Raw genomic sequence first — 24,643 nt, 5'->3', positions numbered from 1 at the left:
CTGGTTATGCCCTTCGGGGCGCATAGCGCCACCGGAAGGATGAGCGCCTTGTCACTCAGTTCGGTGGTGCGAGGTGACAGACGCTCCGGAGCCATTCACCTGTCGTGGCGCGATGTGAACTGTGGCAGGCGCTGGCGGTTTGAGCGGCTTTCTTTTGCCTACTTTTCTTTGCCGCTGCAAAGAAAAGTAGGTGCCGCCCCGCACAGGGGCAACGCTGGCATACCGACGCGAAACCAAGGAAAGGCCAAAGAAACCAGAAACAACAACAAACACAACCTCAAGACTCCTTCCCGTGATTCACCTTCTCGGCATGCCGAAAATCTTTCGAATGAATACCATGCTTCTTAAGCAGCATCTGCAAATGCGACCGGTTCATATCACAGCGCCGAGCAAGCTCGGCCACCGTACCACCAGTCTCCTGCAATCCGCGCTCGAGAAACGCGCGCTCAGCCTCATCACTCGCGGCACGCTTCGCATCGCTAAGCGAGAGTGGCACGCCAGCCGCCTCGGCTTCCACCGCACGTAACGCCAGCGCCGCAGGCTTAGGCCGAATATCATCGGGCAAGTGCTCGATATCAGCCGTATCGCCGGCCAGACACGACAACCGATACACGAGATTACGCAACTCGCGAATATTCCCCGGATACGCATAAGTCAGCAGAAAGTCCCGCAACTTGGGCGTGAGCTTCACAGGCCGGCGCTTAAGCTGCCCGGCAGCCTCGTCGCCAAAGTAAGCAATGAGCAGCGGAATTTCATCGTTGCGTTCGCGCAGCGCAGGCAGCGTGACATGAATCACGCTCAACCGGTAAAAGAGATCCTCGCGAAACTGCCCTTGCGCGGCAAGTTCTCGCAGGTTGCGGTTGGTCGCAGCAACAATGCGCGTGTCCACGCCAATGGGCTCATCGGAACCCACCCGCTGAATTTCGTGCGATTCGAGCACACGCAGCAGTTTCACCTGCCCCTGCAGCGGCAACTCACCAATCTCGTCCAGAAAGATTGTCCCCGTATGCGCGCTTTCGAATTTCCCCTTGCGATCGCTCGATGCGCCCGTGAACGCCCCTCTGCGATGCCCAAACAACTCCGACTCGAGCAGGTTCTCAGGTATCGCGCCACAGTTGACTGAGATATACGGGCGGTCGGCACGCGCTCCGTTGGCGTGGATCACCTTCGCCATCAGCTCCTTGCCCGTACCGCTCTCGCCGTCGATCAACACGGGCAGGTCGGTAGGCGCCGCCTTTTCCGCAATCTCCAGCGCGGCCAGCAGCTTCGCGTTGTCGCCGAATATGCCTTCGAATATGAAGCTGCGCTCGATGAGCGCCTCGCGCCGCCGGTGCGCGGAAGGCGCGAGCGCATCCGGCCTTTCCAGCGCATCGAGCGCCTCGGGCGCCTCGGCCGCCGCTTCGACAAAGCGCTCCTTGCGCGAGAGTTGCATGACTTCGTCGCGCAGCGCGTTCGACTGGTTCAAAAGCTTTTCGATATCGGTGCGCTCGAGCCGCGGTGCCCAGCGCAGCGTGGAGCGCAGGATTTCGATCTTTTCGAGCAGCCCCGCATAAGACACCACGGAGCTGCCGAATCCATGCGGGTCGAAGAGTTTCATGATGCCCCCAGCTGCTTTTGAACAAGCTGGTAATACATGCCCTTGCGCTCGACAAGCTCTTCATGCCGGCCCTGCTCCACGATAGCGCCTTCGTAGAGCACGAGAATCTTGTCCGCCCGCATGATGGTGCTCAGCCGGTGCGCGATGATGAGCGCCGTGCGACCCTCCAGGATGTCGTGCATGTTCGAGAGAATGTTGCTTTCCGACTGCGTGTCGAGCGACGAGGTCGCTTCGTCGAACACGAGCAGGCGCGGGTCGTGATAAAGCGCACGCGCAATGCAAAGGCGCTGGATCTGCCCGCCCGAAAGACCCATGCCGCGCTCGCCCACCACCTGCTCGTAGCCAAGCGGCAACTTGCTGATGAACGCGTGCGCGTCGGCCATGCGCGCCACTTCCTCCATGCGCCGCCAGTCCGGCGTTGCATCGCCGCAGGCGATGTTCTCGGCAATCGTGCCGGAAAAGACGAGGTTCGTCTGCATCACGTAGCCCACCTGGGCGCGAAAGTACGCATGATCGATCGCGCTCATGTCGTAGCCGTCCACGTTGATCTTGCCTTCGGTCGGTGCGTAGAAGCCCACCAGCAGCTTGGCGAGCGTCGTCTTGCCGGAGCCGCTGCGCCCCACGATCGCCACCATCTGGCCGCGTGCCACCGAAAAGCTGATGTTCTCCAGCACGTAAGGCGTTTCGTTGCCGCCATAGCGGAAATACACGCCGTCGAATTCAATATCGCCCTGCAGGTCCGGCAGCAGCACGCGCGAGCCGAGGTCAGCCGGCTTCTGCTCGGGCTCGATGTCGAGCACGTCGCCTAGCCGCTCCATCGCGACCGCCGCATCGTTCATGAGGCTCCACAGCCCGACCAGACCCATGAGCGGCGCAAGCACGCTGCCCATGAATGCGTTGAACGCGATGAGCTGCCCGATGCTCAACTCCTGATCGAGCACCAGCGTGGCGCCCGCCCACAGAATCACGATCGTGGTCGCCGCGTTGAGCAACTGACTGCCTAGCCCCACCAGAATGTGGAATGCCTGCGCGCGGTACTGCACTTCGAGTGACTTCGCGTACTTGCGCTCCCACTTCAGGCGCACCGCTCTTTCTATGCCCATGCCCTTCACGGTTTCAACGCCGCCGAGCGTTTCCATCAGCATGGAGCGCGAATCCGTGGACGCTGCAAAGACGTCGCGCGCATACCGTTTAATGCGCGGCGTGGCAATGGCCGTGAGCGCCATGATGGGAATCACGAACGCGATGAGCAGCAGCGTCAGCTTCACGTTGTAGAGAAACATGATCGTGAAGTAGATGAAGATCATCAGCAGGTTGAGCGCCGTGGTCACCGTCGATTCGGTGAGAAACGCGCGTATCGTCTGGTTTTCCTGAAAGCGCGCAAAGATGTCGCCCGTTTTACGGCGCGCGAAGAACGAGAACGGCAGCGACATCGTGTGCTTGAAGAACTGCGACATCATCGCGAAGTCGAGACTGCGCACCATGAAATTCGACAGATGCGCGCGTATCGTCGTCATGAGCTGCGTGAATACGTGCGAAATAATGAGCCCCACGATCAGGAGATGCAGCAGGCTCACGTTCTGATGGACGATCACGCTGTCGAGAATGGTCTGGATGATGAGCGGCGGCACGACACCGAGCAGCTGGATCACGAAGGTCGCGAGAAAGAGGTGAGCGAGTATTTTCCGGTACGGCAGCAAGTAACCGATGAAACGCACCCACGGCGAGCGCGTCGCCGCCTGCGCGCCGGTCGTGTCGCCAGCGGTGAACAACAGGCACGTGCCGTTCCAGCCGCGCTCGAATGCTTCGACGCTCAGCTTGCGAAAGCCGAGCGCCGGGTCGGCCACCCTCACCCACTGCTTCGACACGCCGTACACGACGATATAGTGGTAGCCCTCCCAGTGCGCGATAAAGGGCAGCTCGAAGCCTTGCAGCGCTTCGTATGTGCACTGCACGCCGCGCGTGGTAAAGCCAAGCGCCTCGCCGGTGCGTGCGAGACTCTCGAGCGTCGCGCCCTGCGTCGTCACGTTCGCGAGGTCGCGCAGCTTGCCGAGCGTCATCGGAATGCCGTAGTGACGGCAGATCATCGCGAGGCACGCCGCGCCGCAGTCCATCTCCTCGGCCTGCTCGACCAGCACGAAGCGCTTGATCACGCGCTCGCTGAATTTCGCGTCCGCGCCGCTGTCCACGGCAACCGGCCGGCTGCGGCGCTCCGCGAGCTTCTTTTGCCGCTGCAATTCGCGCTCGTTGAAGCGCACGCGCTCTTCCAGCACCTCGCGCAACTTGGGGTTGCGCTCCAGCATGAAGTGCACGGTCTTTTCGGGAATCACCAGCAGCCGTACATCGGTGAGCGCCGTGACGCTCGCGGGCTGATCCTGGCGAAGCAGGCAGGCGCGTTCACCGAAGATCTCACCCGCGCCGAGTTTCGCGATCTGATAGACGGTGCCTTCTTCCTCGCGCGCGATGCTGACCTCGCCCTGACGCACGACATACAGGCGCATGTCGCCACCCGCGCCCTGATGGATGATCTCCTTGCCGGCGCTCACGCGCTTGACGCCCACGCTCGACACATATTCTTCCAGCTCGGCGCGCGAAAGCTTGCCGCGCAGGTCGAAAAGCCGCGTGACGAAGCCGCCTGCCGAGCTGATCGCCACATAGCTCGTCACGAAAGACTGCGCGGCCGGATTCGCGGCGAGCAGCGGCTCGAGCGCGGCGCGCGGAATGCACAGCACCTCGGTTTTCGCCGAGGCGCGCACCGACACTTCGTGCCAGTAGTCGCGCAGCATGGCGATCTCGCCGAACACCTCGCGTTCCTTGCGCACGCCGAGGCTCATTTCCTTGCCGCGCTCTTCGGCAATCAGGCGCACGGAGCCCGAGCGGATCACATAGAGGCCGGCAGCGGGCTCGCCGCGCTTGCAGAGCGTGTCGCCGAATGCGTAGGTGTGCGTTTCGACCTGCGCGGCGAGACGGTCGAGTTCTTCGCGCGAAAAGAGCGAAAGCGGTTCGACCGATGCGAGAAAATCCGCCAGCGAAGGTGCGCTGGCCGGTGCGGGCGCCTGGGTGTCCATCTGCTGGGCTCTGCGCGCTCAGTGCGCGTCGATGATATGTTCTTGCGCGCGCTCCGCGAGCCACTCTTCGCGCAAGAGCCGCCGCACCTCGGAAGCCACGTCCGCTTCGAGCGACGCCGGATGCTTCGCCGTCACGCAGAAAATCTCGAAGAACGAGTCATCCGGCGCGGGAAATGGCCCGAGCAGGTCGCCAACCTGCGCATTGAACACCTTGGCCTCGATGTCCGTTTTCAGGGACCCGCGCAGCACCTTGCCGATCACGCCGCCGCGCTCGCTCGTGTCCGCGATCGAATGCTCGCGCGCCATTTCGCCGAATGCCTGCGGCTCGTCCTCGAGAATCGACATGATTTCACGCGCCTTGCCTTCCGAGTCCACCACGATGTGGCTCACTTCGATGCTGTCGAATTTCGGCGAATTGAGCTTGAAATAGCTGTCGACCGCCTCTTCGTTGCAGATCAGGTTAAATGTCTTCTCCTGGTAGAGCGTGTCGGTAATGAAGTGCTCGAATTCGTCGAGGCTGATACCGAACACATCGAGGTAGCGGTTCATGTCCGCCGCGCGGTGCAGCCCCCGCACGCGGCGAAACTGGTCGGCGCGCTGCTGGATTTCGTCGGGCCCGACCTGCACGCCCATTTTCTTCGCGGCGATGACCGTAAGCCGGTCGCGCACCTGCTGTTCGACCAGGCTTTCGAACTGCCCCGTGAGTTTCAGCACGCGAATGAAATCTTCCGTGCCGATCGCTTCATCGTCGATCCGTACGATTGTCGTCATTGCTTTCCCCTGAGTTCTGATACCCGAATTCTGGGCGGGTTGGCGCCTTCAACCCGCAATTTGCCGGAACGGGTCCAGCGCGAAATCGATCAGGCGCCGCTCGCGCACCACGATTTCGGCGGTCGCCGTCATGCCGTAGCGCAGCGGATACGTCGCGCCGCCAATCGAAAAATGGTCGCGCGCGAGCCGCACGCGCCCTTCGTACACCGGCTCCTTGGTCTGCGCCTGCGGCTTCGTGGTCGGCGAAATATATTCGAGCGTGCCGTCCACCACGCCATAGCGCTGATACGGAAACGCGTTGAACTTCAGCTTGACCGGCAAGCCCTCGCGCAGGAACGCGCGGTCCTGCTCCGGTATCGCGACCTTCACGACCGGGCGCGCATTGGCTGGCGCAATGCCCCCGAGCGGCGTGTTCGCCTGGATCTTGTCGCCGGGCTGCGTCGTCGTCACGTCCGTAATCACACCCGAGACCGGCGCGAGCACGAGCAGGAAGTTGTCCTTGTCGATGTTCTCGAAGCGGATGCGCGCCGCGGCGTCGGCGGCAAGGCGCGCGGTTTGCACCTGCAGGCGCAGCTTGTCCTCGGTATTGGCGATTTCGCGCTCGGTCGCGTCGTATTCGATGCGCAGCGACGTGAGCTGCCCGGCGCTGCCTTCGAGTTGCGCCTTCGCCTGCGCGAAGTCGTGGCTCGTTTGCGCCTGCAATTCGGTGAGCCGCGCTTGCGCGATGCGGTAATTATTGTCCGCCTGAACGAACGCGCTGCGCTTTTCCTCGACCTGGCTTTGCGACACGCCGCCGCCGCCCGGCAGCGCGAACAGGCGCTCGTACTTGTTCTCGTCTTCCTTCGCGAGGTCGCGCACGTGGCGCGCGTTGTCGATATTGCCGCGCGCCTCGTCGAGCTGGGCGTTCTCGGCCTGCTGGAGCTTGCTCGTGCCTTCCGCAACGCGCGTTTGATGCATATGCTCTTCAACGTCCATCTGCGCCTTGAGCGCCTCGGCCTTGCGCTCCATCAGCGCCTTTTTCTCGGGGAACTCCTTCCAGTCGCGTTCGGCGTCGTCGAGCTTCAGGCGCGCATCGAGCGCGTTAGTCGCCGCCTGAATCGCTCCACGCGCGTTGATGCGTCCGATCACGTCGTCCTTCTCCACGGGCTGCCCTTCGGCGATATAGATATCCACAAGCTCGCCGTCCACGGGTGCATAGATACGGCGCACTTCGGACTCCGGAGCAAGCGCGCCTTGTGCGCTGACGATCACATCGGCGCGCCCGACAAACGACCATAAGAGCGCGCACACCACGAGCGCAACCATCGTGATGATCGTGGCTTCAATGAGACGCCACGGGCGCGCGGTGAGAATCGCCACGCCCTCCTCGCTATGGTCGCCCAACGCCTCGCCAAGCGGTCGCGGCGGTTCGGGCGCGGCATGCGAACCGTACATGCCGAACGCCTTGCGCAAGCGCTCAATGAGCAGGGACGGATTCACCGTGCCCTCCCGCTAGCGCAAGCTTTTCGAGCGCGCCCGCATGGGCTGCGAACGGCGGCGTGGTGAAGTGGGCTGCGGCCAGACGGTCGTGCACGGCCTGCACGTGGCCCGCATGCGCCTCGCTATCGATCTGCTGATACTGCTCCATGTCGGCGCGCACGGCGTCGAGCCCCGCAAGGCGCGGATAGCGCTGCGCATAGTCGCTCAGCATCGTATTGAGCGCGTCGAAGCGGTCGCTCGCCAGCGCGCTGTCGATCGCCTCGTGGATGCGATCGAGCGCAGCCACATAGACCGAGTCGTCGCTCTGCAGCTTGCGCAAGTGGCTGAGCGAGTCCGCGTACACGGTGGCAAACGCCGGCACGTAGGCCGAGATGCGGTCGAATGCACGCTGATGCTCGCCAGGGTCGTCGTTCCAGCGGCTCGTCAACGTGTGGATCGGCGCCTCGTCGCGGTAGATGCGAATCGGCGCTTGCGGGCCTTCGCGCCCCTGCACGAACGACTGAAGCGCGCCGATCCAGTCGATGTTTTCCACGAGCGGCGCGGCGTCCGGATTGTGGCGCGCGAGCGTGCGCATGTCTTCGACGATGGCGCGCGCGCGATCGAACGCACGCGCGTTGATCGCGGCAACCCAGTCGGGTACGTTGGCCTTGATGAGCGCTTCTGTCCCCATCGCGCGCCACGTGGTGTCGTTCGGGTGGCGCGTGAGGTATTGGTCGGCCACGCGCGCCGCGCTTTCGAACTGGCCGCTCGTGAGCAGGGCCTGCATGTCGCGCTGCGGGGCGCCCTGGAAATACGTGAGCGCAACGAGCGCGACGATCACGGCGAGCCCGCCGCCGCCCCACCGCACGAACGCGCCCATGTTGATCTTGCCGCTGCCGCCTAGTGCTTCGCTCAACTCGCTGAGGAAGACTTCGATGCGGCCGCGCCGGCGTTTCGCATCGTGGCCCGGTTCTGGCGCCTGCTCAGGCGCATCGGGATTGATCTCGTCGTCCTGTGCGGGCGCGGGGGGCGTGCAAAAGATGTCGAGAAACGAGTGCGCGCTGCCAATAAAGGTCGTGCGGTCGGCGTCTTCCGCCAGCACGCTGGCGCGGCGCTCGCGCGTCGCCGTCACGGTGGCGTCGCTCGCACTCGTGCTTTCGAGGCTTACGCGGTAGACGAAGTGCTCGCCGCCGAATGCGATGCGCTGGCCGTCTTCGAGCCTGACTGCGTGGTCGTCGAGCCGCTGTCCGTCGAGGAACGTGCCGTTGGTGCTGCCGAGGTCTTCGACATACATCGCGTCGTCCTCGGCATAGATGTGCGCGTGACGTCGCGACAAATAATTTACCTGGTGCGGATAGGCGTCGTGGTACTGCGAGAACGTCTCGTCGGCCTTGCTGACGAGGAACGGAAAACTGGTGACGACGATCTGCTGCAAGCCAAGATCGGCGCGCTCTGGCGTGAGCGTCACCACCGTTGCGCGTACGGCCGCGCGCGCCGCACGCGGCGCAAAACTCACGCGAAACGCGAGCGCGCCGGCGAAGCTGAGTTCGTCGCCGTCGTTGAGCACGTGGGGCTTCTGGGTGACTTCGATCCCGTTGACCGCCGTGCCGTTCTTGCTGCCCAGGTCGGCCACGTAGGCCGACGCGCCCTCGCGGAAGATGCGCGCGTGACGGCGCGAGACATCCACGACGACCTCGGGCCGCGCCTCGGCAAAAGGCGGCTGTGTCCGCCCAACTGCGAACAGATCCTTGTCGATGCGGATCTCGCCCAGCTCCGCATGCGATATCGGCCGCAGCACGATATCGAACGTCCGCTCGAGCGATGTCTGGTTCTCGGCAAGGGAAGCGGCGTCAGGCACCATGATTCCGCCAGCGATCAGCAATTGTCAGCCAGGCCGCGCGTGGCGCAAGCGCCGCGTGCGCACTGACTCTCCGTGAGAAGCCGCGCGCCTTGCACATGGCGATCGGGGTGTTAGAAAAGTGTAGGCGACTGTTGGCTGGAGTCAAACATCTGGCGTAGCCCGCCGCAACGAGCGCGCTCACTTGACCGGCGCTGCCGACACAGCGGAATTCGAGGCCACGTTGGCCACATCGACGTTGGGCCAGCCGCCGCCGATCGCCTTATAGAGCGTGACAGTGTCGGCCAGGATCTGCTCATGGTTGGCCAGAAGCGACTGTTCCGCGGAAGCAAGCGAACGTTCGGACTCCAATACTTCGAGCTGCGATACGAGCCCTTCTTTGAGCTGCGCCTCGACCTGCGCCGCGACGGTGCGCAGACGCTCGTTTTGCTGCAGCAGCTCGACGCGTTGCTTTTTATGCGCGTCGAGATTCACGAGCGCGTTCTCGACTTCTTCGAACGCCGTGAACACGACCTGGCGATACTGCTCCTCGGCGACCTTGCTCTCGGCTTCGGTCGTCTTGATGTGGGCGTGCACGCCCGGGTCGAACATCGGGAAGTTGATGCTCGGCATGAAGCTCAGCGTGAACACCTTGAAGAGATCGGAAAGCGAGAACGCAGCCGTGCCGGCGCGGCCCGTGAGACTGAGGGTCGGCAGTTGCGCGAGGCGTGCGGAGCCGACTTGATCATACGATTCGAGAATGCGGTACTGCGCGGCCACCACATCGGGGCGGCGCCCCAGCAACTGCGCGGGCAGGCCCATGGGCACGCTCGGCAGCTTCACGCGCTCGCGCAACTGGCCCGCCGGCATCTTGAACTCGCCCGCAGGCACGCCGACCAGCGTGCAAAGCGCATTTTCGGCGGTATCGCGCTCGCGGTGCAGTTCCAGCAGTTCGTTCGCCACGCCGTTGACTTCGGCGCCCTGACGCAGCACTTCGGTTTTGGGCGCCAGACCGTTTGCGTACATCTGCTGGTAAATGGTGAGGATCTGCTTGTTCCTTCTGAGCGTGTCTTCCTCGTCGCGGATCTGGTCGTCGAACTGCAGGATCTGGAAATAAGTGCTCGCCACATTCGCAACGAGCGTCAAATAGCCTGCGCGCCAATCCGCTTCGGTAGCGTGATACTCGGCCTTTTGGGCCTGCACGCTTTTCTCGACTTTGCCCCAGATATCGATGTCCCAATTCACCTGAGTCGCGACGTTGTAGGTCTTCGAGAGCGCTAGCCCCGTGCTCTTCTCATAGTCGATCCCCGCGCCCGCGTCGACCGTGGGCAGTGCACCGGCCTGCACTTCCCCGATCTGCGCGCCGGCCACGCCAATGCGCGCCGCCAGCACCCGGATATCGACATTGCCCGCAATCGCCTTCTCGATGAGTGTATTCAGGTAGGGATCGTCGAACTCTTTCCACCACTGCGGATTGACCGTATCGGCCGCGGAAAACGTGCGGTTCGTATGCGCCCAGGCGTCCTTCTCAGGCATGTCGGGACGCCGATACGCAGGCGTACTCAGATCCGTGCAGCCGCACAGTGCCACGGCACACAACCCGGCCGCACCGACGAAACGGGTCAGCCAACGCGACGCGCCGCCTGATACGTGTGCGGCGGACGGCGAGAGCAGTGTGTTCACGATCGACTCCTTAAGCGGAAGGCGGCGACGAGTGTGGCGATAAGCGCGGTGTGCAACGGATGCGGTGGTGGGCGGCGCCGTGGAGGCGGGGTAAGCCTCCACGGCTGGCAGCACGATCAGAAGTTGATCGTGTTGTGCGCCGTTTGCATCGGGTTGGTCGACGAGGCGATGCCCGTCACGAATGCCACGTCGTTGCCCGTGTTGCTCATGATGCTGTTGGTCTGGCCGATCACTTGCTCGGCGGTGAAGTTGGTGCTGCTGACCTTCACGCTCGGCATGCTCGGGTAGTAGATCGGCAGCGGGCCAAAGCCCAGGCCGCCGCCGCGCACGGCGCTCATTTCACGGCTGTCGAGTTCTTGTGCGCCGCTCAGGTCTGCAATCATCAGCTTGCTCATGGCAGTTCTCCAGATAAGGAATGCAACAGTGTTTGGGTTTTGAGCTGCAAGGTTGCGGGCTCGGGTCCAACAAGGCATGAGCCGTGCCAGGTGCGCGCGCGAGCGGGTGCACGGCGGCGCATTGCCCGCTGCATAAGGATTGCTCTGGAATTTCCGGTGTCTCACGCGCAGCGACTGGCGCTCGCCTGGCGTGCGGTGTGATGGGTGCGCGCCAACGCGTTGCGCGACTTATGTTGGCATGCTGCGAACACGGGTGAACTGCGTGACGTTAAAGCGTCGCAAACGTTCGCACGTCACGTTCGCGTGTGTGACAGATTCGTATGGATCACTTAACGTAAATGGTGATCTTCTTCGAGTACACAGGCGGGTTGTGCGGCACGTGGTGCGCGTCGCCCATCAGCAGCTGCAGCGTATGTTTGCCCGGCGGCAACTGAAGCGTGGTTTCGGTCTGACCGGCGCCGAAGTGCAGGTGGTTGCGATCGGATGGAATGGGCTGATCCATCGGCGGCAGGTCCGTATCGACGAGCAAGTGGTGGTGGCCCGTGTTGGGAAACTCGACCTCCGCGGGCGCCACGCCCATGTTGCGCAGGCCGAACCACACGCGAAATGGCCGCCCGGCCGGCATCACCTGGCCGTCGTTCGGCCAGCCTATATAGACGTGCGCGTTCGGGTCGGCCGGCGTCGTGCCTGCATGCGCCGCACCGCCCGCGAGCAGCACGAGGCTGGCAGCAAAAACGAGGAACCTGTTCATGGCATGCACTCCCGCTTCTTTTGCGCTGCGGCTAAAGACCGATGTCCTTCGCTATTTCACCGTGACCGTGATCTTCTTCGAGTAGATCGGCGGATCGTGCGGCACGTGCTTGTAATCGCCCATCAGCAACTGCAGCGTGTGCTTGCCCGGCGGCAGCTCGATCCGCGCTTCGGTTTCGCCCGCGCCGAAATGAAGATGGTTGCGATCCGACGGGATAGGCTGATCGAGCGGCGGAAGGTCCGTGTCGATCAGTACGTGATGATGGCCGGTATTCGCCTTGTTGATCCCCTTGGGGCACACGCCCATGTTGCGCAGCCCCATGCGAATCCAGAACTTGCCGTTCGGAATCGTCGCGCCGTCCGGCGGCCAGATGATGTAGACCTCTGCGCCCGGCGGGGAAGGCGTGCGCTCGGCGAACGCGAGACGCGGCATCAGAACGGCCGCTGCCAGGGCCAACAGGGTTGCTCTTCGTTGCATCTTCGTGCTCCTTGTTCGGCAGACGGCGCACGGCTTTGGAGTTCGGTGCGTGTTCTACAGCTTAGGTCGGATTCAAGCGGATGGAGAATAATCGGCGCGGCGCGCGCTTGCCACCGAGTTACTGCATCGCCCGGCGTGCGTGCTATTTTGTAGTTGTGCGCAGGCAGTGCCTGTTCCGGCGGCGGCCCGCGTCTCACGCGAGCGCGGCGGGCGACTGCAGCGGGGTAGCGCACCGTCGGCATTGAAAGGCGATGATGCCTGGGGTTGCCACCTGGGCTGGCAATTCGGCTGGCAACTCGGCTGGCACCTGATAGGGAGAACGAACATGAGGCGGCTAGTGTTGCCTGTGTGCCTGTTGATCTCGCTCGGCCTGACCTCGACACTGCGTTCAGCCGCGCCGGCTGCGCATGCGCGCTCGGCACCGGTTCACGTGCAGCCGCGTTTCGAGCCGCAAAACCCTGGTGGGTACACAACCACCCTCGGCACACATGAGCGGGTCACCACGGCCAGCAGTGCGCGGCAGCGCTACGGCGTCGCGATCGTGCGCGTGGGCCTGATGCCGAAAGACACCTCCCAGGAATACGAAATCACGTTCTGGAATTCGATCAAGGACAGTCAATACCCGAGCGACTATGAGGCGTACCTCAAGGCCTATCCGAACGGTCGTTTCGCACCGCTCGCGCAGGCCCGCCTGGCACGTTTGCATGCGGAAGCATCGAAACCGGCTGGGGCGTCCGCTGCGAGCACAACGTCCACCATGCACCCGGCTAGCAGTCCCGCCGCCGCCGCTCCCGCGCCCGCACCGGCGCCAGCACCTCAGGCCAAGACGCCGCCGCCCCCAGCCGCCCCGCCAGCCGCGCAGACCAAGGCGGCGCCCGCCTCGGCCCCGCCCGCAGCGGCCGCGGCAACGGCCGCAGCCGCCGTGGCTGCGAAGGGCAACCCTGCCATTTCAAAACCCGGTCCTCACGACATTCAGGACTGCCCATCTTGCCCGGTGCTCATCGCGGTAACACCCGGCGCCTTCACCATGGGCATCGACAACGACGACGCATCGGAGCGGCCCGCGCACCGCGTCACGATCAGCCACAGCTATGCGCTCGCGAAGTATGCGGTCACGGTGGCGCAGTGGGACGCGTGCGTCGCCGCCAGCGCCTGCCCGCGCCTGTCGAACGAGAATAACGTCTCGCCGAATGCACCCGTGCGCGATCTGAGCTGGGACGACGCGCAGCAATACGTGAAATGGCTTTCGAAGATCAGCGGCAAGCCCTACCGCTTGCCGACGGAGGCGGAATGGGAATATGCGGCGCGCGCCGGCACCGAAACGCGCTACTGGTGGGGCAACGACATGCGCAAGGGCACGGCGAACTGCAAGGACTGCGGGCCGCCGTGGCACGTCGAAGCGCCCAACGACGTCGGCTCGTTTTCGGCCAACGCGTTCGGCTTCTATGACATGGCCGGAGGCGTTTGGGAATGGGTCAGCGACTGCTGGCACACCTCGTACAAGAACGCTCCGAGCGACGGCCACTCGTGGGACGAGCCCAATTGCCAGACGCGCGTGATTCGCGGCGGCTCGTGGCGTGACGGCGCCGGCTATATGCTCGCTGCCACGCGCTTCAAATACGACAGCAGCGTGCGCTACGAAGCCAATGGTTTTCGCGTCGCGCGCGACATGAAATAGCGCGGCAAACGTTGCAGGTCTCGCAGGCAAGCGCAGCGCCGCTGCCTTGAATTTGCCTGGTGCAGTTCATAGACTATGGGCAGCCGCTCGAAACCTGTGAGCACACGCGTAAGGTTCTGACTACCGTACGTGGAGGCACAACATGGCTTGCGATGTTCCGATCACCCGCCGGACATTCCTCAAAGCCATGGGGAGTGGCGCATTCACGATCTCGGTCAGCTCCGTTACCGCTTTCACGGGCGCCTGTTCCTCGCAGCGCCCGGCCGCTGGCCACACCGCAAATACCCCGAATACCGCGACAAGCGCCCACGCCACCCCGCAGGCACCGAATGGCGCGCCCGACTGGGCGCCGGAGCCAGGCAAGGCGCGCTGGCGAATCGAGGGTGTACCCAAGGTCACAGGCGCGAAGATCTATGCGCGCGATTTCAAGGCGCGCGACTTCGACGGCTGGCCGAAAGAAGAAAACTGGTTATACGCGCTCAGATGCAATTGCGTCGACAAGAATTTCGAAGACTTCGACCTGAGCGTATTACCGCATGATCTTCGCCCGATTGCCGTGGTATCCAACCAGACGCTGAATGACAATCGTATCTATCTGGCTTCTGAGCCGGATCCGTTACAGCACGAGGATATCTTCCTCTTTGCACAAAAGGGGCAACCCGCCAATTGCTATGGCCAGCCCGTCGCCCTGTTGATCTTCGAAAACTTCGACACGTATCGCCACGCAAAGAAGCTGCTCGATTTCAACGATTCGGTGATCCGCTATGGCGCAACGGTATCGAAGCGCGCCGCGCCGACCGACTGGTATGCCTCCGCGAACAAGATCTATGTGCGCGACGACGACACGTCGTTTTCGAACCTCCTGATGGACGTGGACACCAAGGGACGTCCGAGTCAGGCATTCATCGAGACGTGCAAGAAGAAAAGAAGCGACATGCTGAATCGGGTCGCAACGAGAGTGGACAGCAACGCCTGGCGCGCGTTCAAAGGCTCTTTTACGACGCCCGCAATCGATCCGATGTTCATGGAGCCGGAGTCGGGACTGGCCTGGTTTCAGACGGACACCGGTTGCCTGCATCTGGTTCTCGGCACGCAATCGCCGCGTGGCGACGGCATCGCCGCAGGCGACGTGTTTTACAAGAGCAATATCGACGTCAAGCAGGTGCATGTGATCAGCTGCTACCCGGGCGGCGGATTCGGCGGCCGCGACAGTTCGAATTTTCCCGTTTATCTCGCCCTCGCCGCGCCCTTCGCCAAGGGAGCGCTGCGCTGGCAACAGTCTCGCTACGAGCAGTTTCAGGTTGGGTTGAAGCGTTCGGCCACCGCGTTCACAGAGACAATCTGGCTCGACCGTCACGGCAAGCTCCAGGCGCTCGACAGTTCGTTCACCTTCAATGGCGGCGGCAAGCAGAACCTCTCGGGTGCCGTTGGCGACCTCGCGGCCATGAGCGCCATGAGTTGCTACAACATTCCGCGCGCGAGTGCGCAAAGCGCCGTGAGCTATACGCCCGATCTGTTCGGCGGCTCGCAGCGCGGCTTCGGCGGCCCCCAGGCTTACCTCGCTATCGAAACGCTCATGGACGAAGCCGCGCAGGCGCTGCACAAGAGTCCGTTCGAGATCCGGCGCAACAACCTGCTTGCCAAGGGCCGCGGCAAAACGCTCACTGGCGCGCCCATCCTGTTCGACCTTCAACTCGAAGCCCTGCTGAACGGCCTGGAAGCGCACGAGTTATGGCGCAGCAGGGAAAGCGTGCGCGCGCAACGGCGCGCGCACGGCTTGCGATACGGCGTCGGACTGGCCATGTCGAACCAGGCGTATGGCACCGCGAAGGACCCCGTATTCGCGATGGTCCAGATTCAACCGAATGCGGGCCTGCACGTGCTCACGCACTACACGGACATGGGCAATGGCGCAGCGACGACGCTGGCGCTCGCGCCCGCCGCGTGCCTCGGGCAGAACGCGCAGGCCATCACCATGAACGAGGTCGATGCCTTTCAAATACCGGATTTCAATTACAAAGTTCTGGGCAAATGGTGCGACAGCCGCAGCTACCCCATTTCGAGCCCGTTCGGCTCTTCGAGCGCGTGCCTCGGTGCATTCCAGCACTTTCAGGCCGTGGACCGCGCCGCCATGGTGTTGCTGCTGCAAAGCGTGCTGCCCGCCGCGCGCAAAATCTGGCATAACCCGCACGTCGATCGGCAAGACCTCAAGTGGGTGAATGGCAAGCTGAGCGCCCCCGGGCGCGAGGCGATCGGCTGGCCAGCGCTGCTCGACGAGATCAATCGCCAGCACTTGCCTACCGTGGCCGCCGCGCATATTACCTACGCGGGTGGATTCTGGCGCAGCCAGTACACGTTCGAGTCGGGTCCGGCCGAGATGGACTGCGACTACATCGCCGTTGGCACCGATACGCACCACCTCGAGAGCCTGCCTCACGGCGAGTTGCTGGAACCGCCGAACGGGGTCGGCTTCGGGCGCTCGAGCTATGCGCCTTCGGCTGCGCTTGTTGCGGTATCCGTGAGCCCCGAGAGCGGGCGCGTGAAGGTTGAGCATGTCGTCACGGCGCTCAGCGCCGGCCGCCTGATATGTCCTGAGATCGTGCAAGGCCAGTCGCAAGGCGCGGTCGCCATGGCGATGAGCAATGTGCTGAGCGAATCGTGTCCGCTCGACAATCACGGTCCCGGCAACGGCACGTGGAATCTCGACCGCTACCTCATCACGCGTATGGCAGACGTTCCGCGCCAGGAACTCATCGCGCTCGCGCCGCCCGCGGGCAAAGAGCATCACAGCGCGCGCGGCATCGGCGAGGCCGTGATGTGTCCCATCGCACCGGCGCTGCTGAACGCACTGGCCATGGCAACCGGGCATCGTTTCAGGGACACCCCCGTCACACCCGACAAGATACGCGAGGCCCTGAAGTGAGCGAAGGCGACGTCAAGATTCACGTGAATGGACACGCGGTCACGGTGCCGGCCGCCGATACCGATATGAGCCTCGCTGAATTCCTTCACGAGCGCCTCGACCTGACCGGGACCAAGGTGTGTTGTGGCATTGGCGCGTGCCGTGCGTGCACCGTAGGCATGCGCAGCAGCCAGGACGCGCTGATGGAAAAGACCCTGGCGTGCGTCACGCCCATGAGCGCGGTGGCGAATCAATACATCTATACGGTGGAGAGCCTCGCGCACGGCAACAGGCTCTCGCTGCTGCAGCAGGCCTTCCTTGAATCTTTCGCGTTTCAGTGCGGCTACTGCACGCCTGGCTTTCTGATGGCGGCGACCGCCATGCTCGAACACTTGAAGGCGTACCGTATCAGCGCAGATCAGCTCGACACGGAAATCGATACCTGGGTGGGGGGAAACCTGTGCCGATGCACAGGCTATGTGAAATACCGGGAAGCGATTCGCAAAGTCGCACAAATGCAGATGAAGAGCGGAGGATGACCATGGGCTTCCGGATCCGCTTGTGCGCGCTGTGGTTCCTGTTCACCGTGCCGCCTGCTGCCTATACGCACGAGCAGACATTGCTCGAATACGCCGATCAATGCGTAAGGGAAATTGGCGAGATCCCGCCGTTCAATTGCAATAACGGTACCGACATACCCATTACGATCGACGGGAAACCTCCCGGGCCACATGAGTCTCCCACGCAATGCGACAAGCCTTCATTGCTGAGCCCGATCTACGAAGCCAAAGGTCAGTGCATCCCGTTTTCGAAGATCCTCAATCTCTCGCGCGGCAACACGCAAATTTCAGCGTATTGCCGCCGGGACGTACTGCGCGATGACAAGGATCCGCACTATGACGGCGTAGTCGTCGTGATGCATCACTCCGGCAACGGCAAGACCTGCTGGTTTGCGTCGAAGCCGCCGCCGTCGAAATCACAAGCCGATGCGCACGCGAGTGGCGGGATCATCGCGACTCGCGTGCCGCCGCCAAACGAGAGAAGGCCGCCTTCGGGGCAACTCTCCGCAGTCGAATTCTGGGAGACACCCACCGTGGTTGCCGCCAGCACGCCGCGCAACCCCACCTGCCTCAAATGCCACGACGCGGGGCCCTTTATCTTCAGCCCGTATATCGGGCAAGTGTGGGACAAGGTGCCCACCGACCCGTGGGGAAAGTATTCGAGCATCGGGCAGGCTTTTGCGTCGTATCACCTCATGACGATGAGCACGCCTGGCAACACCTGCATTGGCTGTCACCGCATCGGCAGCGACCAGAGCTGCACCGCCTTTATCGGGCTCTCGACGGGCAATCAGAAAGCGCCAGGAAACGACCGGCTCGCCAACAGCTATCCACATGACCACTGGATGCCCACCGACAACGCCATGAGCGCGGCGCAGTGGGACAAGGCCAACGTCGCGTCGGTCAATGCCCTGCTGGCCTGCTGCAAAGACGCGGCACACAGAGACCCGAATTGCACATTCACGCCCATGCCATCGAGTTCGAATACCCGGTCATTGCATTGACCTGCACGAGGAGACCTGAAATGGCTGAAACCGTTAGTGCGAGCAACGTCATATCGGATGTGACGCAAACCCTGCAGACCTTCGATCTGCTCGACCTCCAGCAATACACGCGCGAGAAGAGCTACTCGAACACCGCCAGCAAGGACTTCCATCTCTTCTACGTGGGACGCGACGACGTTCACAGCATCCTGAAGTACATCCTTTCGCGCGCCAGTGTTTCGCTTTACATGAACATGTTCGGATTCGACGACGATGAACTCAACGCCATCCTCATGCAGCAAGCGCTCGATCCGACCATCACCATGATGATCACGCTCGACAGGAGCCAGACGAACATCGCACATGAAAAGCAGCTGCTCAATGCCGACATTGTGCAGAACCCGGCCAAATTCAACACGTTCTTCGTGATCGGCGAATCGGCGACCCATCAGATCAGTCATACGAAGGGATTCGTGGCCGACGGCAAAGTGGGCGGCGAGGGATCGGTGAACTGGTCGGCTTCCGGCGAGGGCACGTTCGTGAACAACGGCGCGCCGGGGGGCCCGCATTACAAGGCGCAGAACAACACGCAGACCATCTTTACGGACCCCGACACGATCAACCGGTTTCAGACCGAACTGATCGCCGAACACATGATAGCGAAGGCCCAGGGCTTTACGCTCGCTACCGCCGCGCCCGCCGCTGCGCCGGCCAAAAAAACCGCCGCGAAAACCACGGCTGCCGCTGCCGCCAAAAAAACCGCGCCGGCGGCGAAGCGCAGCAAGCGCAATTAGGTTCAACCAGGCGCGACCGGATCAACCAGTCAGGTCGGCATGCCAGCCCAGTAAGACACGGCGTCCTGCCGATCGAACACGAAGGTCTTGAGGGCGACGAGGCTCTCGGGAGCAAGCGCGTCGAATTCGAGCCCGTGCAAGGTCAGCCCTTCTGCCGGCGTATCGGCGCGCAGATTGCGGATCACGGCGACGGCCTGGAACGTCGCCCCCACATTGCCCGCCTCGATTGGAAACACCACGCAAATCCGCTCGCCCACCTCGCCGATCTTGCACCCGGCGGCAAGCGACATGCCCAGCACGCTGATATCGCAGCCAATGCCGAGCCGGTCCAGATCCGCGCCCGTCAAATCGACGCCATAGCGCACCGCGAGCTGCGTGCGCACGCGCACGGCGCGGCGTTCGCGCAGCCGTCGTATCGTGCCGGGCTCCGAGAGCACGAGATAGCGGAACGGATGCGCGCAAACGGCCTCGACCGTGCAGACGAGCCAGAACACGGCTTGTGTTGCGATCGCAACGATCTCGACCTGCTCGCCCTGGAACGGCTCCCATGCGGGCTTCGCCGCAGCGGGAGGCGTCACGAACATCGCGCCGCCTTGCCGGAAACCGATCAGCCGGCACGGCAGCATCTCGCGCCCCGTGCCCGCCTGGCTGCGTATGCCTAGCAGCGCGCCAATGGCCAGGTTCATGTCGTCCAGCGTCAACGGACCTTTTCCACGATCCGCACGATCTGCACGATCATGCAGGCCGTCTTGTGCACTCGCGAGATTCGCCTCTTCCGCCGTGTTGCGATAAGGCTGAAAGTGCGCGAAGAGGAAGTCGCGCTGCTCGCTGTTCAGCACCCCGCCTCGCGGCAGCAGCATGGTTCCGTCATGGTGAAACACGGCCAATGGCAGCGGTGTTGCCAGGGGCAATTGCCCAGGGTCCGCGAGGCGTTCCAGAGTTTTTGACGCAGTACCGCTGCCAGGCTCGTGAATGTGCATGACCGATAGCGTGTGAATTGTTGATTTTTTTCGTTAGCAGCATTGTGACCGAAATATAGTGACCGATGTCAATAAAAGTGCCGTGATTCTCGGGCCTTGTTTAACGAAATATTCATGCCACATAAAGCCGGAGATTACGCGCCACAATATTTCTTTTTCTGAATCGTCTACACGGGTATGGAAACGCCGCCCACCCTGAGCCCGCTCGCCACGCAGGAGCGCGAAATCGCCGACACCGTCGCCCGCGAGCGCCCGAGGCTGCGCAATTTCATCCGCCGCCGGGTGATCGACCAGGACGAAGCCGAGGACATTCTTCAGGACGTATTCGAAGAACTGGTTCAAGCATGGCGGCTGCCGGAGCCCATCGAGCAGGTTGGCGCGTGGCTCTTTCGCGTGGCGCGAAATCGCATCGTCGACCGGTTTCGCAAACGCAAGGAAGTGCCGCTCACCGAGCCAGAGGGCGACGAGAGCGAGTATCGGCTCGACCTCGCGCTGCCCTCGCCCGACGCCGGCCCCGAGGCCGCCTACGAACGCGCGGCGATGCTCGAGGCCCTGCGCGCCGCGCTCGACGAATTGCCGGCGAGCCAGCGCGAGGTGTTCGTCGCGCACGAACTGGACGGGCGCAGCTTCAAGGAAATGGCCGCCGCGAGCGGCGTTGGCGTGAACACGCTGCTGGCGCGCAAACGGTATGCGGTGCTGCATCTGCGCGAACGTTTGCGCGCGTCATGGGACGGCTTCGAAATTTGAAACGAAGGAGAATGAAATGAAGTTTCGCCGCAAAATATTCGCCAAGGCGCTGCTGATGGTGGCCGTTATCGCGTTGCTGGGCGCCATCGTCATGGGCCTGTGGAACTGGATCGCCCCGGCGATCGTGGCGGGTGCGCATGCCATCGACTATCCACGTGCGATTGGCCTGCTGGTGCTGTGCCGGATTCTGTTCGGCGGATTCCGCGGGCATGGCGGCTGCAGCAGGCGCATGCACCGGCACCAGTGGCAACAATGGCAAAACATGACGCCGCAAGAGCGCGAACAATTCCGCAATGGCGCAACCTAGGGGGCGACGCCCCCTTCGCCGTAACGCACCGCTCGCCAGCCTCGCCGCGCGGCGGGCTGGCACAATTGACCTATCGCCGATCCGCCAGGAAGCTCCATGCCAGATGTCGCCGCCCGACCGTCACGCGTCGCGCCCCTCTTTTCCCTTCTGCCCTTTCTGCGCCCCTATGCGGGGCGCTGGGCGCTCGCATTCCTCGCGCTTCTGACCTCGGCGGGCGCCACGCTCGCGCTGCCGGTGGCGTTCAAGTACCTGATCGACCGTGGCTTCGCGAGCGGCGATCGCACGCATATCGATCGCTATTTCATTGCACTCTTCGTCGTTTCGCTGATCCTGGCCGCCGCCACGGCCCTGCGCTTCTACTGGGTCTCGTGGCTCGGCGAGCGGGTGACGGCCGACATGCGCCGCGCCGTATACGACCACGTAATACGCATGAGCCCGCAGTTCTTCGAGACCACGCAATCGGGCGAAGTGCTCTCGCGGCTCACCACCGACACAACGCTGATCCAGACCGTAGTGGGCACCAGTCTCTCGCTGGGCTTGCGCAATTTATTGCTCACGGTCGGCGGCGTGGCAATGCTCGTCGCGACGAGCCCCGTGCTGTCCGGCTATATCATCGCGACACTGGTCGTTGTGGTCGCACCGATCATCCTCTTCGGGCGGCGTGTGCGGCGGCTGTCGCGCGCGAGCCAGGACAAGGTTGCGAACGCAAGCGCATTGGCAGGCGAAGTGCTCAATGCGATGCCCACCGTGCAGTCGTATGCGCAGGAGGCGTTCGAGGCGAAACGCTTTGGCGGCGCCGTGGAAACGGCCTTTGAAACGGCGCTCAAACGCATCCGGGCGCGCGCCGGATTGACGGCCGTGGTGATCGTCTTCGTGTTCGCCGCGATTGTGTTCGTACTGTGGCTCGGCGCGCAGGCGGTACTCGCGGGGCAGATGAGCGCGGGCCAGCTCTCCCAGTTCATTCTGTACGCGGTGTTCACGGCTGGCGCGGTGGGCGCCGTGGCCGAAGTGTGGGGCGATCTGCAACGGGCCGCGGGCGCGACCGAACGGCTGCTGCAACTGCTCGCCGCGCGCTCGCCTGTCGCGCAGGCGGCGGCAACCGTGCCGCTGCCGGTTCACGGCTCGGGTATACGGTTCGACAAGGTTGGCTTCTCCTACCCTTCGCGCCCCGGCATTGCCGCGCTCGACGACTTCTCGCTCGACGTGCGCCCGGGTGAACATGTCGCGCTCGTCGGTCCCTCAGGCGCGGGCAAAACCACGCTCTTTCAGCTGCTGCTGCGCTTTTACGATCCGCAGTCGGGCACCCTCAGCATCAACGGTGTACCGACCCAACAGGTGTCGCTCGCGGCGTTGCGCCAGGCGATCGGCGTGGTGCTGCAGGAATCCGTGATCTTTTCGGGCAGCGTGCTCGACAACATTCGTTATGGCTCGCCCGACGCCACGCTCGAAGCCGTCCAGCACGCCGCCGAAATGGCCGCGGCGGCCGGCTTTATCGAGCAACTGCCGCAGGGCTACGACACTTTTCTCGGTGAACGCGGCGTGCGCCTTTCCGGCGGTCAACGTCAGCGCATTGCCATCGCGCGCGCGATCCTCAAGAACCCGCCCATTCTGCTGCTCGACGAGGCCACCAGCGCGCTCGACGCCGCGAGCGAGCGCCTCGTGCAAACGGCGCTGGACAACGCCGCGCAAAACCGCACGACGCTCGTCATCGCTCACCGTCTCGCCACCGTGCAGCAAGCCGACCGCATTGTCGTCATGGAACAAGGCCGTATCGTGGCGCAAGGCCGGCACGCGGAACTGCTGCAGAGTTCGCCGCTTTATGCGCAGCTCGCGGCGCTGCAGTTCGGCGCGCAGCACGTGAACACCGTGACGTAAAAATCAACCGGGACGCCCGGCGCGATCGGGACATAGTCGGAAGGGCTGAGCGCCTGCGAGGATAGATAATGCGCCACTGCCACATGACAGCTTCATTCAAATCACGCGCACCGCATCACAACGTGATATACCATCGACTCGTATAACAACGTCTCAACCCATGCCAGGCAGGATGGAGCGGTAGCAAGGGACGTATCACGTCCACCTGACCCGGCAACGTCATGATCCCGGCGAATCAGGGCACATTTTTTGCGCACCACCGGGAGCCCTGGCCATGCGTTTCGCATGGGCCAAATCGCGCTTGCCTTGGGGGTGCGAAATGAATGCCGATCAACCAGGAGCCACGCTCCTTTCGGAGGAAGACGCTCATCGCCAGTTGCGCCGCGCTGTGATTGCCAGCACCATCGGCACGACGATCGAATGGTACGACTTCTTTCTCTACAGTACAGTCACCGGGCTGATCTTCGCGAAGCTGTACTTTCCTGAATCCGACCCGCTCGTTGGCACCCTGCAGGCCTTTCTCATCTATGCCGTGGGCTTCGTCGCCCGGCCGGTAGGCGCCGCGATATTCGGGCACTACGGCGATCGCGTCGGCCGCAAGGCCACGCTGATCGTCACCTTGCTGCTCATGGGCGTCGCCACGTTCGCCGTGGCGTTTGTGCCGACCTATGCGTCGATCGGCATCTGGGGCGCCATTTTGCTCACGGTGCTGCGCTTTATCCAGGGCGTCGGCGTGGGCGGCGAATGGGGCGGTTCGGTCCTGATGTCGATGGAATGGACCCGCACCAATGCGCACCGCGGCTTCGTCGCCTCCTGGCCGCAATTCGGCGTGCCGGCGGGGCTCTTTATCGCCAATCTCGTGGTGCTCGTCGTCAGCCGCTTTTCCGGAGACAGTTTCATGACATGGGGATGGCGGGTGCCGTTCCTGCTGAGCATCGTGCTTGTCGCGATCGGCCTGTATATTCGGCTGAACATTCTTGAAACGCCGATCTTCGCGAAGCTCCTCGCCGAGAACAGAATCGAGAAAACGCCAATGGTCGAAGTCATTCGCCGCCAGCCCAAGGACATTCTCCTTTCGGCGTTGGCGCGCATGGCCGAACAGGCGCCGTTCTATATCTACACAGCCTTCGTCTTTACTTATGGCGTGAAGACGCTGCACGTTTCGCGCGACCTCATGCTCAGCGCGGTATTGGCGGCTGCGGTGCTGCAGTTCGTGACCATTCCGTTCTTTGGGCACATGTCCGACCTGATCGGACGCAAGCGCATGTACATGATCGGCGCGGTGGCCGTAGGCATTTTCGGCTTTATCTACTTCGGAATGGTGGATACGAAAAACCCGGCGTGGATTTTCGTGGCCGTCGTGCTTTCGCTCGTGCCGCACGCCATGCTTTATGGTCCGCAGGCTGCGTTCATCGCTGAATCGTTCACGGGGCGGTTGCGCTACAGCGGCGCCTCGCTCGGTTATCAGCTGGCTTCCGTGATTGCGGGCGGCCCGGCGCCGCTGATCGCCACAGCGCTTTTCGCGTATTACCAAACGGGTTACGCGATTGCGATCTATATCGCCGTGTGCGCGGTAATTAGTCTGCTTGCCGCCTGGCGCATGGGCGACTACACCAACAAAGATATTTCACGCGAATACGACGACAAGCACGGACTTGGCGATCACGGGCACGCTTCCCACCCCGCCTGATCAACCGCTGAAAAATCGAGCGCGCCCCTGCAAGACGAATCTCGCAGGGGCGCGCTTCTTCTTTCATACCTTAACGATCAGCCATCCTAA

19 protein-coding genes are annotated in these 24,643 nt (G+C 62.9%); 9 read left to right on the top strand and 10 right to left on the bottom strand.

Annotated features, from left to right (window positions below; all coding sequences use genetic code 11):
* Nucleotides 1-277: 277 nt before the first annotated feature.
* From U5A65_RS05000 to U5A65_RS04960, 9 genes are all read right to left on the bottom strand, one after another.
* Nucleotides 278-1,597, bottom strand: a complete 1,320-nt coding sequence (locus tag U5A65_RS05000; protein WP_321934779.1) for a sigma-54 dependent transcriptional regulator — start codon at nt 1,595-1,597, stop codon at nt 278-280.
* Nucleotides 1,594-4,665 (bottom strand): peptidase domain-containing ABC transporter, encoded by a 3,072-nt coding sequence (locus tag U5A65_RS04995; RefSeq protein WP_321911858.1) that lies wholly within the window; start codon nt 4,663-4,665, stop codon nt 1,594-1,596. Before U5A65_RS04995 ends, U5A65_RS05000 begins: the two co-directional genes overlap by 4 nt.
* Nucleotides 4,666-4,683: 18 nt before the next feature.
* Nucleotides 4,684-5,436, bottom strand: a complete 753-nt coding sequence (locus U5A65_RS04990) for a peptidylprolyl isomerase (RefSeq protein ID WP_321945642.1) — start codon at nt 5,434-5,436, stop codon at nt 4,684-4,686.
* Between the two features lie 48 nt (nt 5,437-5,484).
* Entirely contained in the window at nt 5,485-6,870 is a 1,386-nt protein-coding gene (locus U5A65_RS04985) for an HlyD family efflux transporter periplasmic adaptor subunit (protein ID WP_321934808.1), read from the bottom strand.
* A 22-nt stretch (nt 6,871-6,892) separates the two neighbouring features.
* Nucleotides 6,893-8,755, bottom strand: a complete 1,863-nt coding sequence (locus tag U5A65_RS04980; RefSeq protein ID WP_321945641.1) for an FHA domain-containing protein — start codon at nt 8,753-8,755, stop codon at nt 6,893-6,895.
* A gap of 177 nt (nt 8,756-8,932) precedes the next feature.
* The gene (locus U5A65_RS04975; protein WP_415764306.1) at nt 8,933-10,405 is read right to left on the bottom strand and encodes an efflux transporter outer membrane subunit; all 1,473 of its coding nucleotides are present in this window, start codon (nt 10,403-10,405) and stop codon (nt 8,933-8,935) included.
* 125 nt (nt 10,406-10,530) lie between these two features.
* The gene (locus U5A65_RS04970; protein WP_321911862.1) at nt 10,531-10,809 is read right to left on the bottom strand and encodes a hypothetical protein; all 279 of its coding nucleotides are present in this window, start codon (nt 10,807-10,809) and stop codon (nt 10,531-10,533) included.
* Nucleotides 10,810-11,134: 325 nt separating this feature from the next.
* Entirely contained in the window at nt 11,135-11,560 is a 426-nt protein-coding gene (locus tag U5A65_RS04965; RefSeq protein ID WP_028204268.1) for a DUF4399 domain-containing protein, read from the bottom strand.
* A gap of 51 nt (nt 11,561-11,611) precedes the next feature.
* Entirely contained in the window at nt 11,612-12,037 is a 426-nt protein-coding gene (locus U5A65_RS04960) for a DUF4399 domain-containing protein (protein WP_321945640.1), read from the bottom strand.
* A 325-nt stretch (nt 12,038-12,362) separates the two neighbouring features.
* On the opposite strand from U5A65_RS04960, the gene U5A65_RS04955 reads away from it, so the two are divergent.
* From U5A65_RS04955 to U5A65_RS04935, 5 genes are all read left to right on the top strand, one after another.
* Nucleotides 12,363-13,715: a formylglycine-generating enzyme family protein gene (locus U5A65_RS04955; RefSeq protein WP_321911865.1), complete on the top strand. Its 1,353-nt coding sequence runs from the start codon at nt 12,363-12,365 to the stop codon at nt 13,713-13,715.
* A gap of 142 nt (nt 13,716-13,857) precedes the next feature.
* Nucleotides 13,858-16,638, top strand: coding sequence for a xanthine dehydrogenase family protein molybdopterin-binding subunit (locus U5A65_RS04950; protein ID WP_321945639.1), 2,781 nt, complete (start codon nt 13,858-13,860; stop codon nt 16,636-16,638).
* Nucleotides 16,635-17,156, top strand: coding sequence for a (2Fe-2S)-binding protein (locus tag U5A65_RS04945; protein WP_321945638.1), 522 nt, complete (start codon nt 16,635-16,637; stop codon nt 17,154-17,156). Before U5A65_RS04950 ends, U5A65_RS04945 begins: the two co-directional genes overlap by 4 nt.
* A complete protein-coding gene (locus U5A65_RS04940) occupies nt 17,084-18,181 on the top strand; it encodes a hypothetical protein (RefSeq protein ID WP_415764304.1) in 1,098 nt (365 codons plus the stop codon). Before U5A65_RS04945 ends, U5A65_RS04940 begins: the two co-directional genes overlap by 73 nt.
* 20 nt (nt 18,182-18,201) lie before the next feature.
* Complete coding sequence (locus tag U5A65_RS04935; RefSeq protein ID WP_321945636.1) at nt 18,202-18,954, top strand: hypothetical protein; 753 nt, start codon at nt 18,202-18,204, stop codon at nt 18,952-18,954.
* Nucleotides 18,955-18,983: 29 nt separating this feature from the next.
* On the opposite strand, the gene U5A65_RS04930 is transcribed toward U5A65_RS04935, so the two are convergent.
* A complete protein-coding gene (locus U5A65_RS04930) occupies nt 18,984-19,814 on the bottom strand; it encodes a flagellar brake protein (RefSeq protein WP_321945635.1) in 831 nt (276 codons plus the stop codon).
* Between the two features lie 297 nt (nt 19,815-20,111).
* Here U5A65_RS04930 and U5A65_RS04925 point away from each other — a divergent pair, with 297 nt between their 5' ends.
* From U5A65_RS04925 to U5A65_RS04910, 4 genes are all read left to right on the top strand, one after another.
* Nucleotides 20,112-20,681, top strand: a complete 570-nt coding sequence (locus U5A65_RS04925) for a sigma-70 family RNA polymerase sigma factor (RefSeq protein ID WP_321945634.1) — start codon at nt 20,112-20,114, stop codon at nt 20,679-20,681.
* 16 nt (nt 20,682-20,697) lie between these two features.
* Entirely contained in the window at nt 20,698-20,988 is a 291-nt protein-coding gene (locus U5A65_RS04920) for a hypothetical protein (RefSeq protein ID WP_321945633.1), read from the top strand.
* A gap of 96 nt (nt 20,989-21,084) precedes the next feature.
* On the top strand, nt 21,085-22,863 hold the full coding sequence (locus U5A65_RS04915; RefSeq protein ID WP_321934770.1) for an ABC transporter transmembrane domain-containing protein: 1,779 nt from the start codon (nt 21,085-21,087) through the stop codon (nt 22,861-22,863).
* A 319-nt stretch (nt 22,864-23,182) separates the two neighbouring features.
* Nucleotides 23,183-24,553: an MFS transporter gene (locus tag U5A65_RS04910; protein WP_321911881.1), complete on the top strand. Its 1,371-nt coding sequence runs from the start codon at nt 23,183-23,185 to the stop codon at nt 24,551-24,553.
* Nucleotides 24,554-24,643: the final 90 nt, after the last annotated feature.

This window comes from Paraburkholderia sp. J10-1, assembly GCF_905220165.1.
In the GTDB taxonomy this organism is placed as follows: Bacteria; Pseudomonadota; Gammaproteobacteria; order Burkholderiales; family Burkholderiaceae; genus Paraburkholderia.
The sequence above is the reverse complement of the archived record's forward strand: the minus strand, read 5'-3'. Positions and strand labels throughout refer to the sequence as shown.

Coding starts and splice junctions, on each gene's coding strand:
- U5A65_RS05000 (WP_321934779.1), bottom strand. CDS start 1,597: ATGAAACTCTTCGACCCGCATGGATTCGGCAGCTCCGTGGTGTCTTAT.
- U5A65_RS04995 (WP_321911858.1), bottom strand. CDS start 4,665: ATGGACACCCAGGCGCCCGCACCGGCCAGCGCACCTTCGCTGGCGGAT.
- U5A65_RS04990 (WP_321945642.1), bottom strand. CDS start 5,436: ATGACGACAATCGTACGGATCGACGATGAAGCGATCGGCACGGAAGAT.
- U5A65_RS04985 (WP_321934808.1), bottom strand. CDS start 6,870: ATGTACGGTTCGCATGCCGCGCCCGAACCGCCGCGACCGCTTGGCGAG.
- U5A65_RS04980 (WP_321945641.1), bottom strand. CDS start 8,755: ATGGTGCCTGACGCCGCTTCCCTTGCCGAGAACCAGACATCGCTCGAG.
- U5A65_RS04970 (WP_321911862.1), bottom strand. CDS start 10,809: ATGAGCAAGCTGATGATTGCAGACCTGAGCGGCGCACAAGAACTCGAC.
- U5A65_RS04965 (WP_028204268.1), bottom strand. CDS start 11,560: ATGAACAGGTTCCTCGTTTTTGCTGCCAGCCTCGTGCTGCTCGCGGGC.
- U5A65_RS04960 (WP_321945640.1), bottom strand. CDS start 12,037: ATGCAACGAAGAGCAACCCTGTTGGCCCTGGCAGCGGCCGTTCTGATG.
- U5A65_RS04955 (WP_321911865.1), top strand. CDS start 12,363: ATGAGGCGGCTAGTGTTGCCTGTGTGCCTGTTGATCTCGCTCGGCCTG.
- U5A65_RS04950 (WP_321945639.1), top strand. CDS start 13,858: ATGGCTTGCGATGTTCCGATCACCCGCCGGACATTCCTCAAAGCCATG.
- U5A65_RS04940 (WP_415764304.1), top strand. CDS start 17,084: ATGCACAGGCTATGTGAAATACCGGGAAGCGATTCGCAAAGTCGCACA.
- U5A65_RS04935 (WP_321945636.1), top strand. CDS start 18,202: ATGGCTGAAACCGTTAGTGCGAGCAACGTCATATCGGATGTGACGCAA.
- U5A65_RS04930 (WP_321945635.1), bottom strand. CDS start 19,814: ATGCTGCTGCCGCGAGGCGGGGTGCTGAACAGCGAGCAGCGCGACTTC.
- U5A65_RS04925 (WP_321945634.1), top strand. CDS start 20,112: ATGGAAACGCCGCCCACCCTGAGCCCGCTCGCCACGCAGGAGCGCGAA.
- U5A65_RS04920 (WP_321945633.1), top strand. CDS start 20,698: ATGAAGTTTCGCCGCAAAATATTCGCCAAGGCGCTGCTGATGGTGGCC.
- U5A65_RS04915 (WP_321934770.1), top strand. CDS start 21,085: ATGCCAGATGTCGCCGCCCGACCGTCACGCGTCGCGCCCCTCTTTTCC.
- U5A65_RS04910 (WP_321911881.1), top strand. CDS start 23,183: ATGAATGCCGATCAACCAGGAGCCACGCTCCTTTCGGAGGAAGACGCT.